Raw genomic sequence first — 14762 nt, forward strand, 5'->3', positions numbered from 1 at the left:
CTGACCACCGGCACCACTTAACTCCGCCGCGACTGCGCGGCAGGGTGTAACCGTTTGTTGTTACATCAGCGGAGAAGGAAAACCGCAAACGACGCCGCGAGCCGGGTCAGTCTTCGGCTGGGTCGTCGGTGCCGTCAAGACCGTGGCCTGCGATGGCATCAGCAAGCTCGTCGGCAGTGAACTCACGGAAGCCGTCGTCGTCGACGACAGCCGCGCTCATTCCTTCGGACTCAAGTCCACCCTCTGCGGCGTCTTCAAGCGCACGGAGAGCGAGCTCAAGTGCGCCGTCCGACCCCACGTTGGGCTCGTACTCCGCCTCGAGATAGCCCTGTATTCGCTCGGCGTTGCCCCCGATTGCGACGGCCTCCCACTCGTAGGGGGTGCCCGAAGGGTCAGTCTCGAAGAGGTGAGGAGTTCCGTCTGCGTCGACGCCACCGACAAGCAGTGCCGCACCGAATGGGCGCGCGCCACCTGCCTGCGTGTACTCTTGGATATAGCCGGTGACCTCCTTCGTTAGCGATTCGATATCGGCCGGCTCGCCGTAGCGGAGCTGTTCGACCTGTGCCTGTCGGCGAGCCACGTCGACCAGTTGACGGGCGTCGGCGACATGGCCCGCACTAGCGACGCCGACGTGGTCGTCTGCTTTGTGTATCTTCTCGATGCTTTCGGCCACCTGCAGCGACGAGCGGAGCCGGCCACCGGCGACGAAGACAACGCCGGAACCGTCGTCTCCGCCCTGATACCGGACACCGACGGTCGGCGAGCCGCGCTTGACTGCCTCGCGAGCGTACTCTACCTGGTAGAGTCGCCCGTCTGGGCTGAAGATGTTCGTTCCGCGGTCGTACGCCTGCTGTTGTGAGTTGCCCTGCATGTTAGATCTCCTCCGCGCCAATTTCCTCAGTGTCGACTCCCTCTGCCGTGATTCGCGCCACCATCGCACCATTCCCCGAGGCGGTGTCACGAGCTGAGGCCGCTTCGACGGCCTCAAGCGCGACCGACTCGGCTTCGTCTATGCTCAGCTCTTCATCATAGGCCCCCTCGAGAACCCCGTACGCGAGCTGCATACCTGAGCCAGTGGCGCCGTAGGTATCTTCCATCTTGCCGCCAAGCGGGTCAAGTTCGAACAACCGCGGCCCCTCGCTGTCGACGCCACCCAGCAATGGAACGACCCGCATCCCGCGAATGGCGTTCGCCGCCGCCGTCGCGAGTGCGTCCATGCTCATCTCCTCGCCACGGCGCGTCTCGTACAGCGACGCCTGCGCGCGCAACTGGTCAGCGAACGTCTGACCGTCGCCGACGCCGCCGGAGATAGTGATGGCCGCAGTCGGGTGGACCTCCAGAATCTTGTCGGCAGACTTGTTCGAGACAAATCGGCCGCCAAGGCTCGCTCGGCGGTCGGTCGCGAGCACGACGCCGTCCTCGGCGACGATACCGACGGTGGTCGTCCCCGTTTTCAATTCCTCGGGGGCGCCGTCCGCGGCTTCCTTACCTGAGGTGAATCCATCCATACCTCGGGTAAGGGTGGGGGCACTGAAATACTCTTGCTAAAGACCGCTTTAGCCCGACGACGAAAGGGCTATACGCGCTGGCAGGATGCCGACCACGAGAGCCGCTTATTTTACCCCCCGAACCCACCCCAGGGGTATGCAGGTGATGACGTGACCGAGGCGTACGTGGTTGGCGCGGGCCAGTCCGATTACGGCCGCTTCCCCGACGAGTCGTATCGGTCGCTGTTCCGCACCGCCTACGAGGATGCGCTTGAATCAGTTCCTGACGGGATGGCCCCCGGGCGTATCGATGAGGCCGTAGTTGGCACACTTGGCGTTGGCGGCCGCCAGCTCGGTCTAGCGGGTCCAGCAGTCACCGAACACGTTGGCCTCCATGGCGTGCCGACAACGCGCGTCGAGAACGCCTGTGCCGCGTCGGGGTACGCCGTCCGGCAGGCCGTCCAAGCCGTCCGGTCAGGGATGGCGGATGTCGTCCTCGCAGGCGGCGTCGAGGTGATGACTGACGCCTCTGGCGACGCCGTTCGCTACTGGCTGGGCGTTAGCGGCGAGACCGAGTGGGAACGCCTGTCGGGCACAACCTTCGCTGGCGTCTACGCTCAGATGGCAAGTGCGCACATGCGCGAGTATGGCACGACTCGCGAACAGCTCTCACACGTCGCCGTCAAGAACCACGCCAATGGCGCAAAGAATACCCACGCACAACTGGGCTTCGAGTGCTCGTTGTCGGAGGCGATGGAGGCACCTGTCGTCGCCGACCCGCTCACGCTCTACCACTGCTGTCCGACCACCGACGGTGCTGCCGCCGTCCTCGTCGTCAGCGAGGATGTCGTCGCGGAGTTCGCCGACGAGCCCGTCCGCATTGCGGGCGTCGGCGCGGCCTCTGACCGGGTCGGCCTGTTCCAGCGAGACACCTACGCAGGCGTGCCGGCTGCCCGGAAAGCAGCCGCGGAAGCCTACAAGGCCGCCGAGCGCGGCCCCGAAGACCTCGACTTTGCAGAGGTGCACGACTGCTTCGCGGTCGCTGAATTGATGGCGTATGCCGATATCGGACTCTGTACCCCCGAAGAAGCGGGCGATTTAGTTGCGTCGGGCGCGACTCGGATAGACGGCGACGTGGCGGTCAACACATCTGGCGGCCTGAAGTCGAAGGGCCACCCCATCGGCGCGACCGGCGCCGGCCAGATCGTGGAGGCGTTCGAACAGCTTACTGAGCGAGCGGGTGAGCGGCAGGTCACAGACCCATCGGTCGGGCTGACCCACAACGTCGGCGGCTCTGGCGGGGCGGCTGTCGTCCATGTCCTTGAGCGGGCGGAGGTGGGGCCGTGACCGACGACGGATTCGGCTTCCACGCTGTCGGCGCATATGCTCCGCGCCATCGGCTCCCGACTACGGCCATTGAGGAGGCGTGGGGGAGCGTTGACGCGCCGGGTATCGAGCAGACAGCCGTCCCCGACGCGGATGAGGACGCGCTCACGATGGGATGGGAGGCGGCGACGAGGGTACTCACTGCGGGAGATGTTGACGGCGCCGATGTGGACTGGCTGGCGTTCGCGACCACGACACCGCCTGTTGAGGAGGAAGATCTTAGCGCGCGGCTCGGGTCAATGCTCGCCGTTCCGGCAGACGCGAGCCATCACGTTTTTACCGGAAGTACGCGGGCTGGCACGCGCGCACTCGCAGCAGCGCTGGCAGCCAGGCCGCATCGTGGGCTTCTCGTCGTCGCCGACTGTCCGTTAGGCGAGCCACACGATGGCCGAGGCCACACGGCCGGTGCGGGCGCAGCGGCCTATCTTGTCGGCCCCGACGCATCCGTCCGTGTGGCCGACCGCGCAGAGTACGCGGAGCCATACCCTGGGACTCGTTTTCGGGAGCGGGGAAGCACGCGTGTTGACGGCATCGACGCCGGGGCATACGACCGCAAAGCGTTCGTCAGTCCGTTAGCCGCGGCTATGAGGCGTGTCAACGCCGACGGTGTCGACGCGGCTGCACTCCAGATGCCGGATGGAAAACTCCCCTACAGAGCAGCGAGTGCGGCGGGGCTGGACACCGAGACGGTCAACGCGGCCGCTACCGTCGCGACGCTCGGCGACACTGGAGCGGCGTCCGTTCCTCTCGGCGTGGCTCGCGCACTCGCCGACGGCGCGGAGCGTCTCCTGGCGGCCGCATGGGGATCGGGTGCCGGAGCGGATGCGTTCGTACTCGAGCGGGTGGAGCCAGTCGCGACGGCACTTACGCTTGACCGTGGGGAGACGGTGTCGTACGCTGACAGCCTTCGACTCCGCGGCGAAATAACTGCCGAGGAGCCCGATGGCGGCGGTGCATATGTCTCTGTACCGACGTGGCAGCGCTCGTTACCCCAGCGTCATCGGCTTGTCGCCGGACGTTGTCCTGACTGCGAAGCCTACACGTTTCCACCGGAAGGTGCATGTCGGGGGTGCAATCGGTTAGTCGCGTTTGAATCGGTCGAGCTGCCAGGGACAGGGACTGTCGAGGCGCGTACAGAGATTGGACAAGGCGGCGCCCCGCCAGAGTTCGCCGAACTTCAGTCCCGCTCGGGGGCGTTCGGTGTCTGCGTTGTTGCTTTGGACACGCCCGATGGTAAGACCGTCTCTGCGCCAGCCATGGCTATTGCGGAGGTAGAGGTCAGCGATCGCGTGGAAACAGTCCAGCGACGAATCTACACGCAGGAGGGCGTAACCCGTTACGGATTCAAGATTCGACTAAGCTGACCCAGGGCGGGAACGCTTACATATCAGGGTCCCCCGCGTCCGGGCATGCACACCGTCGTACTTGGTGCCGGGACGATGGGCCGAGACATCGCACACGTCTGTGCGGTCGCTGGCCATGAGGTGACGCTTCGGGACGTGGACGAAGGCGCCCTCACCACGGCACGCGAACATATCGCTGCGAACCTCACTGGCGGCGTCGAACGCGGGAAATTGTCCGAGAAGGACCGGTCGGCTGCGCTCGACCGGATAGCGACGACGACCGACTTAGCTGACGCAGCCGGCGCTGATCTCGCAGTTGAGGCAGTACCGGAGGACTTAGAGTTGAAACACGCGGTACTATCGGAGGCAGAATCCGTCGTCGCCGACGACGCCCTCATCGCGACGAACACCTCCTCGCTGTCGGTGACGAGCGTGACCGACGCACTTGCGGACCCAACGCGGGGCGTCGGCCTCCACTTCTTCAACCCAGCGTACGTAATGGAACTCGTTGAGGTAGTCATCGGTGAGCGAACGAGCGAGCGGACCCGCGAGCGAGCTGAGGAGGTTGTCGTAGACCTCGGTAAGCAGGCGGTCACGGTAACAGACACGCCGGGGTTCGCATCCTCTCGGCTAGGGGTCGCGCTGGGATGTGAGGCGATGCGGATGGTCGAGTCGGGAGTCGCGAGTGCCGCCGACATCGACGCAGCGATGGAACTCGGCTACAGACACCCGACGGGGCCGCTGGAGCTGACGGATTTGGTCGGGCTGGACGTCAGACTCGATATCCTTGAGTACCTCCGGGAAGAGCTTGGCGAGCGGTTCCGGCCGCCGCAAGTGCTCAAGCGTAAGGTCCGAGCCGGTAAACTCGGCCGAAAGACCGGCGAGGGGTTCTACGTGTGGTCGGACGGCGAGCCTGTCCGGCCAGCGGACCGATGAGCACCCAGTCAGAGATTGACCCAGACGACGGGAGCCACGAGGAAATAATCGACGAACTCGCGGAGTTACGCGAGCAAGTGGATGACCCGGAAGCTCGCGAGCAGGTGAACGACCTCATGGAGCAGGTAGCAGAACTTCAGCGACCAGGACTGGGCAACGCCATTGTCGGGTTCGACCGAACAGATCTCGCCGAGGCGACGCTCGGAGCACTCATTTTCGGCATCCCGATGTTCGTCGAAGGAGGGACCGCAGAGGCTGGTGAGTTCATTGCGGCGCGGCCGCTCTACCTTGTCGGGACCATCGTTGCTACCGTCGCCATCGTGTACGGGCTCGTGTACGTCGCGGAGTTCCAGGACGTACGGGTCCATGAGCCATTGCTCGGACTGGTGCCGCGCCGGCTGGTCGGCGTGCTCGGCGTCTCCGCGCTGGTTGCGCTGTTAGGGCTCACGGTCTGGGGCCGTATCGACTGGAGCCGGCCGTGGCTGGCAGTCTGTTCAGTCGCTGTCGCGACACTACCCATGTCCATTGGTGCGGCTTTAGGAGACATCCTCCCCGGCTCTTGAGGCCCATTGAAAAGGGTTAAACGGCGCGGCATCCCACCCAGATGTATGAGCGAGAGTCAGCAGAAGCGCGCACGGAAGTGCGTCTCCTGCGGGATCAACATTTCCGGGACGGCTGCCGCCCGGTTCGACTGCCCGGACTGCGGGTATGAGATATTCCGCTGTTCGAAGTGCCGCAAGCAGAGCAACCTCTACGAGTGCCCGGACTGCGGGTTCACGGGGCCGTAACGATGGGGAAGGTTGCCGTCCAGCTCAAAGTGATGCCACAGAGCCCGGAGGTCGACCTCGACGCGCTCCAAGAGCGGCTTGAGAAGTCGCTTCCCGAGGGGGCCAAGATTCAGGGATTCGAGCGCGACGATGTCGCATTCGGGCTAGTCGCACTACTCCCGACGGTCATTGTTCCGGACGACGCGGGGGGAAGCGAGGCCGTTGAGGAGGCGTTCGCTGACGTCGAGGGCGTCGAGTCCATCGCCGTGGAGTCGCAGGGACGGCTGTAGCGCGGGCCGTAACGCACCTTTTATAACGTTGACCGGGCAACCCGTATCTACGACTATGCCGAGTTCCAACGGGCCACTCGAGGGGACGCGAGACAAGCTAAAGAATAAGCCGCGCGACCGGGGTACCTCGCCCCCGCAGCGCTCAGTTGAGGAGTTCGAGACGGGCGAAAAGGTCCATCTTCGGATTGACCCCTCGGTGCCGAAGGGTCGGTTCAACCCTCGATTCAACGGCCAGACCGGGACCGTCGAGGGCGAGCAGGGCCGCGCGTATAAAGTGACCATCACCGACGGCGGGAAGGAGAAAACCGTCATCGCGAGTCCAGCCCACCTCCGCCGACAGTCGAACGAGTAATGACGATATTCAAGGAGATTGTTGATGAGGAGTATCTCACCACCAGCGAGGTGAAGGAGGCACTGGCGGCTGTCGAGGAGACTCGGGCGCTAGACGAAGATCGCGAGATGCCCTATGAGTTGGCGCGGGCCGTCGAGCACGCCAACCGGTTTGCCACCCTCTCCGTCGAAGACGCCACCGCACTTGTCGAGGAACTCCAGACACTGGAGAAGGTCGACGAAGCTACCGCGTACAAAGTGGCGAACCTGTTGCCCGAGGACCGTGACGAGCTCCGAGCCGTCTTTGCACAAGAGCGGTACTCTCTTTCGGGCGAGGAGCTCGATGAGGTGCTCAACACGGTCGCGAAGTACGTCTGACTCTCGCCGGAGTTTTAAATACTCGCTCCGTCTACCAATTGTTATGAGTACAGACGGGAGCGACGAGACCGTCGAGACGGTCGTGTTGGACGTGCTGCCGAACGGCCGGCCCGACGACGACCGCCCCCCGTCACAGCGAGCGCCAGTCGCATACGCACTCGACACCGATTCGTTCGGCCTCTACGAACTGACGCTCTCGGAGGACGCGCACGTCCTCGTTGGCAACCGGCTCGTCGTCGCCCCCCACGAGGAACGCGATGAGGAGGTGATCGCAGCGACGGAGACCAGCTACGAAGAGGTGTCGGGGGCGGCCCGCTCGGAGCTAGAGTATGTTATTGAAGAGCTCATTGAAGAAGAAGAAGACCGATTTGTGGACTTCTTCAATGAGGCCCAGCCCATCACGCTCAGGCTTCACCAACTCAACCTGCTGCCTGGAATTGGTAAGAAGCTACGAAATGATATCCTTGACGAGCGTAAACGGGAGCCGTTCGACTCTTTCGAGGACATCGCCGAGCGTGTCTCCGGACTCCACCACCCGAAAGATGTTCTCGTTGAGCGCATCACCGAAGAGCTGCGCGATGACGATCTTAAATACTGCATCTTCGCCCGCGAGGAGGAGTAGCGGGCCGGACCCGTGAAGCCTTTTGACGGCGGCTGCTAACGCTGGGTAGTGACTGAACGCCAGCGCCGCGATCCGGACGCGCTCATCCGGCGCGCCAAGCGCGGGAATCCCGACGCCGACCAGCATTTCCTGGTTGACGGCCGGGTGCTCGACCGGATACCGGGGTACTTGCCGGGCGAGGCTGACCGAAGCCACCTGCTGGAAGTGGGCGGCGGCGCCGGTGCGCTTACCGACCGCCTGCTTTCGGTTGGCGACCAGGTGACGGTCGTCGAGCGTGACTCCGAACTCGCGGCGTTTCTTCGCGAAGAGTTCGCCGACGATATCGCCGCCGGCCGGCTGACCGTCGTCGCCGGCGATGCGCTGGAGGTGCCGTTGCCCGATTTTACGGCCTGCGTCTCGAACCTGCCGTACGGCGCGTCCTCTGAACTCGCCTTCCGGCTGCTCCCCGAGCAGCGACCCCTCGTGTTGATGTTCCAGCGGGAGTTCGCCGAGCGGATGGCCGCCGACGCCGGCACCGACGAGTACGGCCGACTCTCCGTAACGGCCGGCCACTATGCCGACGTGGAGGTAGTCGAGACAGTGCCGCCGACGGCGTTTTCTCCTCGACCTCGTGTCGACAGTGCCCTCGTGCGGTGTCGTCCCCGCGAGCCTGAGTACACGGTGCCTAACGAGGAGTTCTTCCTCGGGTTCGTGACGGCGTGTTTCACCCAACGGCGTAAAACGATGCGCAACGCCATCCGCAACACGGCTCACATCTCCGGGCTTGACGATCCTGAGGCGGTGGTGGTCGCCGCCGACGAGCGTCTCATGTCTCGGCGGGCCGGCAACGTCTCGCCGGCCGAATTCGCCGAACTGGCCGCGCTCGCATGGGAGGTGGGCGAGCCGTGAATCTTATTCAGATACTCGGGGTAGTCAGCGACACTGCAGGCCGGGTGGCAACCTCAGCGCTTATCATCGGCGGGTTCCTCCTCCTGGTGGCCGGGCTTTACCGGGTCGGCGAACCACTAAAGCGTCATATCTCTGAGGAGGCAGCCGAGGCAATCCAGGCTGCGGCCGGAGTAGCCGCGGGCGTTGTCGCTGGCGGTGCGCTGGTCGACCTGTGGAACCAAGCCGCGACGGTGAGCGAGGCTTGGACGCAGGTACGTCCCGGCGCGGGGACACTCGTTCGGGTGCTCATTGCCTTGCTCGCAGTGGGCATTATTTACACCGTGACGCGTGTCACCAAGCGGTTCGTTCGAATCAGCGAGCGACGGGACGCTATCTCCAGCCACCAGCGCGAAATTCTCCACCATGTCGTCCAGATCGCGCTGTTCGTCCCTGCATTGGTGTTTGTGCTCACGCTGTTTGACGTACCGCTGGGCAACCTGCTGCTGTCGGCGAGCGTCATCGGGGTCATCGTTGGGTTAGCCGCACGACAGACGCTCGGTGCCGTCCTAGCGGGGTTCGTCTTGCTGTTCTCGCGGCCATTCAAACTGGGCGACTGGGTGGAAATAGATGATCACGAGGGCATCGTCACCGACGTCTCGATTGTAAACACGGAGCTTCGGACATTCGACGATGAGCGGGTGATGATACCGAACGATGAGGTCACGAGTCAGCCAATCCTCAACCGAACACGAAGCAATCGGCTCCGTGTGCAGGTTGATGTCGGCGTCGATTACGGGACTGATGTGAGCCGGGCAATGGAGGTGGCCGCCGATGCGATGGCCGACGTTGAGGTGGTCGAGTCTCAGCCTGCGCCGGACGTAGTCGTGGAGTCATTCGGCGACAGCGCAGTCGTGTTGACGCTGCGGTTCTACGTTGCCGACCCGTCCATCCAGCGGAAGTGGCAAGCGCAAAACGCCGTGATGGAGCAGGTGAAGGCTGCCTTTGAGGCGGCAGATATCACTATCCCGTTCCCGCAGCGGGTGCTGTCTGGCCGAGAAGCGACCGACGGACTGGCCGTGCGAGGCGCAGATCTGGCCTCGCCGCCCACACCAAGCGGAGGGTTATCAACGGACGGCGGGGACGGCGATGGCTGAGCCGAATCACGTGTACGAACCGGCAGAGGATTCCCGATTGCTCGCCGAAACCGCCCTCGCCCGCATTGAGGGTCACGAACACGTGCTGGAGGTGGGAACCGGCTCTGGCTACGTCGCCGGTCGCGTTGCCGAGGAGACAGGGGCACGCGTGGTGGCCAGCGACGTGAACCCTTACGCGTGCCGGCAGGCGTGGGCAGACACGCGCGAGGCAGGGCTGTCGGTTGCTGTCGTGCGTGGCAACCTCGCAGCACCGTTCCAAGCAGGCGTATTCGACCGTGTACTGTTTAATCCGCCGTATCTCCCGCGTGACCCTGACGCCGAGCGCGACGACTGGCAGGAGCGGGCGTTGACAGGCGGCGAGACAGGCCGGGAGGTGATTAAATCATTCCTCGACGGGGTGAGCCGCGTGCTTTCGCCTGGCGGGAGCGGATTACTCGTCGTCTCGACACTAACTGATATCGAGGCCGTCGCCGCCTACGCCGACAAGAGAGGGCTTGCGGCAACCACTGCCCGTGAGGAATCGTTCCTATTCGAACGACTGGCTGTCCTTCAGATAACTACTAAGCATTAGATTGCTTCGGAAATATTAAGCCACGGCATGACGAAAGCGAGACAATGACAGAATTGGTCGCGACGACACCGGGGCTGTACCCACTACCTGATTGGGCGAAAGACGAACTGTCTGACCTGAAGGGTCACCAGAAGACCGATCTTATTTCGGGTGAGGAGGGAGGAGCGATAGCCGAGACGTACGAGCAGGTTCGTGCGGAGCTCATAGAGCTTCAGCAGTCAGCGGGACTCGACCGAATCGGCGAGGGACAGGCACGCTGGGACGACAACCTCGCGCATCCCCTTGCGGTCCATGAGAATGTGGAGACGCGCGGCATCGTCCGCTACTACGACAACAACAACTTCTACCGGGAGCCAGTCGTGACCGGTGAGTTGACGGCGGACGGTGATGTCGCCGCCGAGCTCGCGGCCGCCGCCGAACAGACAGACGACCTGCAGGCGGTGCTGCCGGGGCCGTACACGCTGGCAGAGCTGGCAACCGACGAACACTATGGAACCGAGGCAGAGTTCCTCGAGGCCGTCGCCGAGTTCCTTGCCACGGAGGCCGCGGAGTTTCCCGCTCACGAGACGCTCCTGCTAGCCGAGCCATCGTTGGTGACAAATCCCCCGGGCGACGGGCTTGACGCGCAGGTCAGCGAGGCCGTCGACGCGGTGGCCGGCGCTGTCGACAGCGACGTGGTAGTACAGCCGTTCTACGGTGCACTCGAGGAGAAGGTGTACGCACACTTGCTCGACGCCGATGTGGAAGCAGTCGGTTTCGACCTCGTGAGCGATCACGAGACGAACGTCTACAATGCACAGGAGTACGGCACAACCGACTCCGTCGGGCTGGGCGTCGTCGACGGACAGAATACGCTCGTTGAGGAGCCAGAGACAGTACGCGAGCGGTTTGACTGGTTCGATGAACAGGTGCCCGCAAGCACGTTCGAGCGGGCGTACCTAACGAGCAATACAGAGTTGTTCTACCTGCCGGTTAACAAGGCAACCGAGAAGCTGGAGACGCTTGCTACCGCCGCGGATCTTGAAGAGGTGGAAGCATGAGCAACCGCGAGCAGTTCCGGCCCGAGGACCACCCGACTGACCACTTTCTGCTCACTACTGTGGTCGGATCATACCCGAAGCCGAAGTGGCTCAACCGCGCGGACGACCTTCATGAGGACGATGACTACGAGTTCACCGACGGTCACCTCGCGGAGGCGCACGACGACGCCGCCCGCGTCATCACGAACGAACACGAGCGGGCAGGACTCGATGTCGTAGTTGACGGCGAGATGCGGCGCAGCGAGATGGTGGAGTTCTTCGCCCACCGCATCGACGGCTACGAGTTCAACGGGCCGGTAAAGGTGTGGGGCCACAACTACTTCGATAAGCCGAGCGTGGTAAGCGAGGTCTCCTACGATGAGCCCTGGCTCGTTGACGAGTTCGAATTCACAGCCGGTGTCGCTAACCGTCCAGTAAAAGTGCCCATCACCGGACCGTACACGCTCGCGAACTGGTCTTTCAACGAGGCCTATGAGGACGAGGAGACGCTCGCGTACGACCTTGCGGACCTTGTCAACGAGGAGATTGAGAAATTAGTTGAGGCGGGCGCCCGGTACATCCAAATCGACGAGCCAGCGCTGGCGACGACGCCAGACGACTACGCCATCGTCGGCGACTGTCTCGAGCGTATCGCCGCCGACATCCCCGAAGAGGTCCGGATTGGGCTCCACGTCTGCTACGGTGACTACTCGCGTGTCTACCCCCAGATTAACGAGTTCCCGATTGACGAGTTTGACGTAGAGCTCTGCAACGGCGAGTACGAGCAGTTGGCTGTGTTCTCCGATGGCAACTTCGAGCCAGACCTCGGGCTTGGCGTCGTCGACGCCCATACCGCCGAGGTGGAGCCCGTCGAAGACATCAAGCAGAACATTCTCAACGGATTCGAGGTCGTCCCGCCGGAGAAGCTCACCGTCAGCCCGGACTGCGGGCTGAAGCTCCTTCCGCGCGATATCGCCTACGGTAAAATGGAGAACATGGTGCAGGCCGCACGCGAGGTAGAACGGGAACTCGACGCCGGCGAAATCGATATCGGGTTCGCCGGCACCGCCGCGCCCGCCGACGACTGAGCGGCTGCGCCCGGACCCAACGAGTCAAGTTCCCCGGGGGGTAAGGGCGGGCATGCGCATCGAACTGAGGGTGTGTAAACACTGCTACGAGGGGACTCACGGTAACCCACAAAAGACCGCAGTCACCCAAGATATGGTCAATTGCGCCCGGACGGTACGTGAGTACAAGGACCTCATCGGGCTGGAGGCAATCTACATCACTCGCGTCGAAGAGGGCGATCCTGGCGGCGCCGAGGCGCTGCCGGCCATCGTCGCCAGCATCGAGGGGAAGCAGGTCGCGCTGTCGGACACCCAACTCGTGATGGAAGACGACGACGGCAACATGCTCGTCTACCCGGAGCCGGAGGATATCCTCAAGGTGCTCACGCGGAACATCGACCAGATACAACAGCAGACCCGACAGGACGTCACCGTCGAGCTATCGGAAGAAGGAGCGAAACTGGTCGGTTAGTTTAGTCGTCGTCCATCGCGGCCTCGCCACCACCGCCGCCGACATCACCTTCCTCCTCCAGCTGCCGTTCCCAGCGGATACGGAGCACGTTCCCGTACATCGACAGCACGAGCCCGACGCCGAGCACGAGGATACCGATGTTGATGCCGATGGTCATCAGTAGGCTGCTCGGCCCACCGCCGATGGCGAGTTCGCGCGGCACCGGGTACCCCTCGTCGAGAATGCTCCCGACGAGTACTGACACGATGCCGATGATCGTCATTGCGCCGAACACCGTCGACGCCCAGCCCCACGAGGGCGACAGCGACAGCCGCTCAATGCCGGTCGTCTCCGGCTCGCCGTCCGAGTGGTACTCCGGCACCAGCTTCCGCGGGATGTACGCCTTCGTCTCGATGGGGTAGAAGGCGGGGTGGAAGCCGTGCTCAAAGATGTGGAACATGATCCCCATCAGCATGATGACGCCCAGCAGGCCGTGGAACGTGACGAACGCGGCCGCGGCCGCCTTCGTCTGGAAGAAGGCGGCCACGCCGGTCTTACTCCAGATGAGCAGCCCCGACACGGCGAGCAGCGTCAGCTCTGCCGAGAAAATGAAGATGACGCCCTTGCCGATGTAGGATAGCAGCGGCACCTCGTCGGCCTTATAGCCGCCAAACTGCCGCGCGTTCGGGTGTCGCTCGTCGGCCCGGCCCAGCATGAACTGGATATCCTGAATGAACGCGTCGATGTCGGCCTTGCCCGGCAGGATTTCGCCGAAGTTGCTGCGGCCGGTCGGCGATATGACCTGCAGCACGACCCAGAACACGATGAGCGCGATGAGGCCCACGCCGGTCACCCGGTGGACCGCGGAGACGCCGTCCGCCCCGCCCATCAGCGCCAGCAGCCACCACAGTTCGTCGTTGAACATGATAGCGTAGCCGCTGAAGAACAGGAGGAACACGTCCAGTCCCAGCAGCGAGTGGAACAGCGTCGTCACCCGCGTGAACTTCCCGTGGTCGAGGTTGCTCATCGGGGTTCACCTCCGTCCTGTACCTCGCCGCCGTCCGCGGCCACGGCGTCGCTGACGTCCTCGTCGGGGCCGCGCATCTGGCCAGCCAGCCGCCGGAATGCCGCCCAGTGGAGGAACACCATCACGAGGATGAACACCCCCATGATGACGTCCGCCGCGTGGATGAACGCGATGAGGAAGTCAAGCGCGGGAATCGAGTTTCCCGCCACCCAGTCGGCGCCGATGCCGCCGCCCTCAACGCTCGGGTTGACGCGGTACAGCGACTCGTAGAAGACGTTGAACCCCTGTGCCCACCAGACAGACAGCAGGGCGACGGCGATGCCGACGACGGCACTCACCGCCACCTGCCAGCGCGCGTAGTCGGCCGTGTCAGGGAGTTCTTGATCGCTCATTCGAACTCACCGGCGTCCTCCTCGCCGAAGATGATGTTCATCGCCTCGTCGTTGAAGAACGTCCCGCTGTCGCGGTGTTCCAGCTCGTCGGCGATTTCGCCGGGCGTCCCGACGAGGATGGCGTCCGTGGCGCACTCCTCGGCACACGCCGGCCCCTTGCCGACGTCCTGGCGCTCGGTGCACATCGTACACTTGTCCATCTTGCCGCCGTTGCCGACGAGACTCGCCATCCCCTCGTCCGAGTCGGGGAACTGAGGCGCGCCGAACGGACACGCCGACAGGCAGTACTGACAGCCGATGCAGAGGTCGTCGCGCACGTCGACGAATCCGTTCTCGTCCTGCTTGACCAGCGAGTCCGTCGGACACACCGACACGCACGGGGCGTTCTCGCAGTGGTAACACTGCATCGGCACCGCCGTCTCGCCGGGCGACTCACCCTGCTCCATCGCGCGGCCGCTCTTCGTGTTGAGGCCCGCGGCCGCCTCTTGGCCCTCTAGCATCGTGGAGATGCTGATCCGCTGTTCGTCGCGCGGGACGTCCCAGGTCCGCTTGCACGAGACGACGCAGCCGCCACAGTCGATGCAGGCCTCCACGTCCGGGAAGATGCGGGTGCCGTCACCGACGCTCATCACGCCGTCGTGCATTCGTTCTTTTCCTGTTGACATCTTAGCTCAC

Annotated in this window: 20 protein-coding genes; 15 read left to right on the top strand and 5 right to left on the bottom strand. The window is 63.8% G+C overall.

Features of this window, described 5'->3' with window-relative positions; genetic code table 11:
• Positions 1-106: 106 nt before the first annotated feature.
• Positions 107-871: an archaeal proteasome endopeptidase complex subunit alpha gene (locus ABEJ63_RS04265; RefSeq protein ID WP_375795112.1), complete on the bottom strand. Its 765-nt coding sequence runs from the start codon at positions 869-871 to the stop codon at positions 107-109.
• Position 872: 1 nt separating this feature from the next.
• On the bottom strand, positions 873-1508 hold the full coding sequence (locus ABEJ63_RS04270; RefSeq protein ID WP_375795113.1) for a proteasome subunit beta: 636 nt from the start codon (positions 1506-1508) through the stop codon (positions 873-875).
• 150 nt (positions 1509-1658) lie between these two features.
• On the opposite strand from ABEJ63_RS04270, the gene ABEJ63_RS04275 reads away from it, so the two are divergent.
• The 15 genes from ABEJ63_RS04275 to ABEJ63_RS04345 are packed head-to-tail and all read left to right on the top strand — an operon-like array spanning position 1659 to position 12689.
• Positions 1659-2834, top strand: coding sequence for a thiolase C-terminal domain-containing protein (locus tag ABEJ63_RS04275; protein ID WP_375795114.1), 1176 nt, complete (start codon positions 1659-1661; stop codon positions 2832-2834).
• On the top strand, positions 2831-4237 hold the full coding sequence (locus ABEJ63_RS04280; protein WP_375795115.1) for a zinc ribbon domain-containing protein: 1407 nt from the start codon (positions 2831-2833) through the stop codon (positions 4235-4237). Before ABEJ63_RS04275 ends, ABEJ63_RS04280 begins: the two co-directional genes overlap by 4 nt.
• A gap of 45 nt (positions 4238-4282) precedes the next feature.
• Positions 4283-5152: a 3-hydroxyacyl-CoA dehydrogenase family protein gene (locus ABEJ63_RS04285; RefSeq protein WP_375795116.1), complete on the top strand. Its 870-nt coding sequence runs from the start codon at positions 4283-4285 to the stop codon at positions 5150-5152.
• Positions 5149-5715 (top strand): DUF2391 family protein, encoded by a 567-nt coding sequence (locus ABEJ63_RS04290; protein ID WP_375795117.1) that lies wholly within the window; start codon positions 5149-5151, stop codon positions 5713-5715. The genes ABEJ63_RS04285 and ABEJ63_RS04290 overlap by 4 nt, the downstream gene beginning before the upstream one ends.
• Before the next feature lie 45 nt (positions 5716-5760).
• Positions 5761-5940 (top strand): HVO_2753 family zinc finger protein, encoded by a 180-nt coding sequence (locus ABEJ63_RS04295; RefSeq protein WP_375795118.1) that lies wholly within the window; start codon positions 5761-5763, stop codon positions 5938-5940.
• A 2-nt stretch (positions 5941-5942) separates the two neighbouring features.
• The gene (locus ABEJ63_RS04300) at positions 5943-6209 is read left to right on the top strand and encodes an elongation factor 1-beta (protein ID WP_375795119.1); all 267 of its coding nucleotides are present in this window, start codon (positions 5943-5945) and stop codon (positions 6207-6209) included.
• 55 nt (positions 6210-6264) lie between these two features.
• Complete coding sequence (locus ABEJ63_RS04305; protein WP_375795120.1) at positions 6265-6561, top strand: 50S ribosomal protein L21e; 297 nt, start codon at positions 6265-6267, stop codon at positions 6559-6561.
• Positions 6561-6917 carry an RNA polymerase Rpb4 family protein gene (locus ABEJ63_RS04310; RefSeq protein ID WP_375795121.1) on the top strand — a complete coding sequence of 119 codons (357 nt, stop codon included), beginning with the start codon at positions 6561-6563 and terminating at the stop codon, positions 6915-6917. The genes ABEJ63_RS04305 and ABEJ63_RS04310 overlap by 1 nt, the downstream gene beginning before the upstream one ends.
• Positions 6918-6960: 43 nt before the next feature.
• Positions 6961-7539, top strand: a complete 579-nt coding sequence (locus ABEJ63_RS04315; protein ID WP_375795122.1) for a DUF655 domain-containing protein — start codon at positions 6961-6963, stop codon at positions 7537-7539.
• 48 nt (positions 7540-7587) lie between these two features.
• The gene (locus tag ABEJ63_RS04320; RefSeq protein WP_375795123.1) at positions 7588-8427 is read left to right on the top strand and encodes a 16S ribosomal RNA methyltransferase A; all 840 of its coding nucleotides are present in this window, start codon (positions 7588-7590) and stop codon (positions 8425-8427) included.
• Positions 8424-9560: a mechanosensitive ion channel family protein gene (locus tag ABEJ63_RS04325; protein ID WP_375795124.1), complete on the top strand. Its 1137-nt coding sequence runs from the start codon at positions 8424-8426 to the stop codon at positions 9558-9560. The genes ABEJ63_RS04320 and ABEJ63_RS04325 overlap by 4 nt, the downstream gene beginning before the upstream one ends.
• Positions 9553-10131: a HemK2/MTQ2 family protein methyltransferase gene (locus ABEJ63_RS04330; RefSeq protein WP_375795125.1), complete on the top strand. Its 579-nt coding sequence runs from the start codon at positions 9553-9555 to the stop codon at positions 10129-10131. The genes ABEJ63_RS04325 and ABEJ63_RS04330 overlap by 8 nt, the downstream gene beginning before the upstream one ends.
• A 44-nt stretch (positions 10132-10175) precedes the next feature.
• A complete protein-coding gene (locus ABEJ63_RS04335) occupies positions 10176-11171 on the top strand; it encodes a 5-methyltetrahydropteroyltriglutamate--homocysteine methyltransferase (protein ID WP_375795126.1) in 996 nt (331 codons plus the stop codon).
• Positions 11168-12238: a methionine synthase gene (locus ABEJ63_RS04340; protein WP_375795127.1), complete on the top strand. Its 1071-nt coding sequence runs from the start codon at positions 11168-11170 to the stop codon at positions 12236-12238. The genes ABEJ63_RS04335 and ABEJ63_RS04340 overlap by 4 nt, the downstream gene beginning before the upstream one ends.
• A 52-nt stretch (positions 12239-12290) precedes the next feature.
• A complete protein-coding gene (locus ABEJ63_RS04345; RefSeq protein WP_375795128.1) occupies positions 12291-12689 on the top strand; it encodes a hypothetical protein in 399 nt (132 codons plus the stop codon).
• Between the two features lies 1 nt (position 12690).
• On the opposite strand, the gene ABEJ63_RS04350 is transcribed toward ABEJ63_RS04345, so the two are convergent.
• The 3 genes from ABEJ63_RS04350 to ABEJ63_RS04360 are packed head-to-tail and all read right to left on the bottom strand — an operon-like array spanning position 12691 to position 14752.
• On the bottom strand, positions 12691-13695 hold the full coding sequence (locus tag ABEJ63_RS04350) for a cytochrome b/b6 domain-containing protein (protein ID WP_375795129.1): 1005 nt from the start codon (positions 13693-13695) through the stop codon (positions 12691-12693).
• On the bottom strand, positions 13692-14087 hold the full coding sequence (locus tag ABEJ63_RS04355; protein ID WP_375795130.1) for a hypothetical protein: 396 nt from the start codon (positions 14085-14087) through the stop codon (positions 13692-13694). Before ABEJ63_RS04355 ends, ABEJ63_RS04350 begins: the two co-directional genes overlap by 4 nt.
• Positions 14084-14752, bottom strand: coding sequence for a 4Fe-4S dicluster domain-containing protein (locus ABEJ63_RS04360; RefSeq protein WP_375795131.1), 669 nt, complete (start codon positions 14750-14752; stop codon positions 14084-14086). The genes ABEJ63_RS04355 and ABEJ63_RS04360 overlap by 4 nt, the downstream gene beginning before the upstream one ends.
• Positions 14753-14762 lie beyond the last annotated feature (10 nt).

The sequence above is a fragment of the Halosegnis sp. genome (assembly GCF_042216475.1).
Lineage (GTDB): Archaea > Halobacteriota > Halobacteria > Halobacteriales > Haloarculaceae > Halosegnis.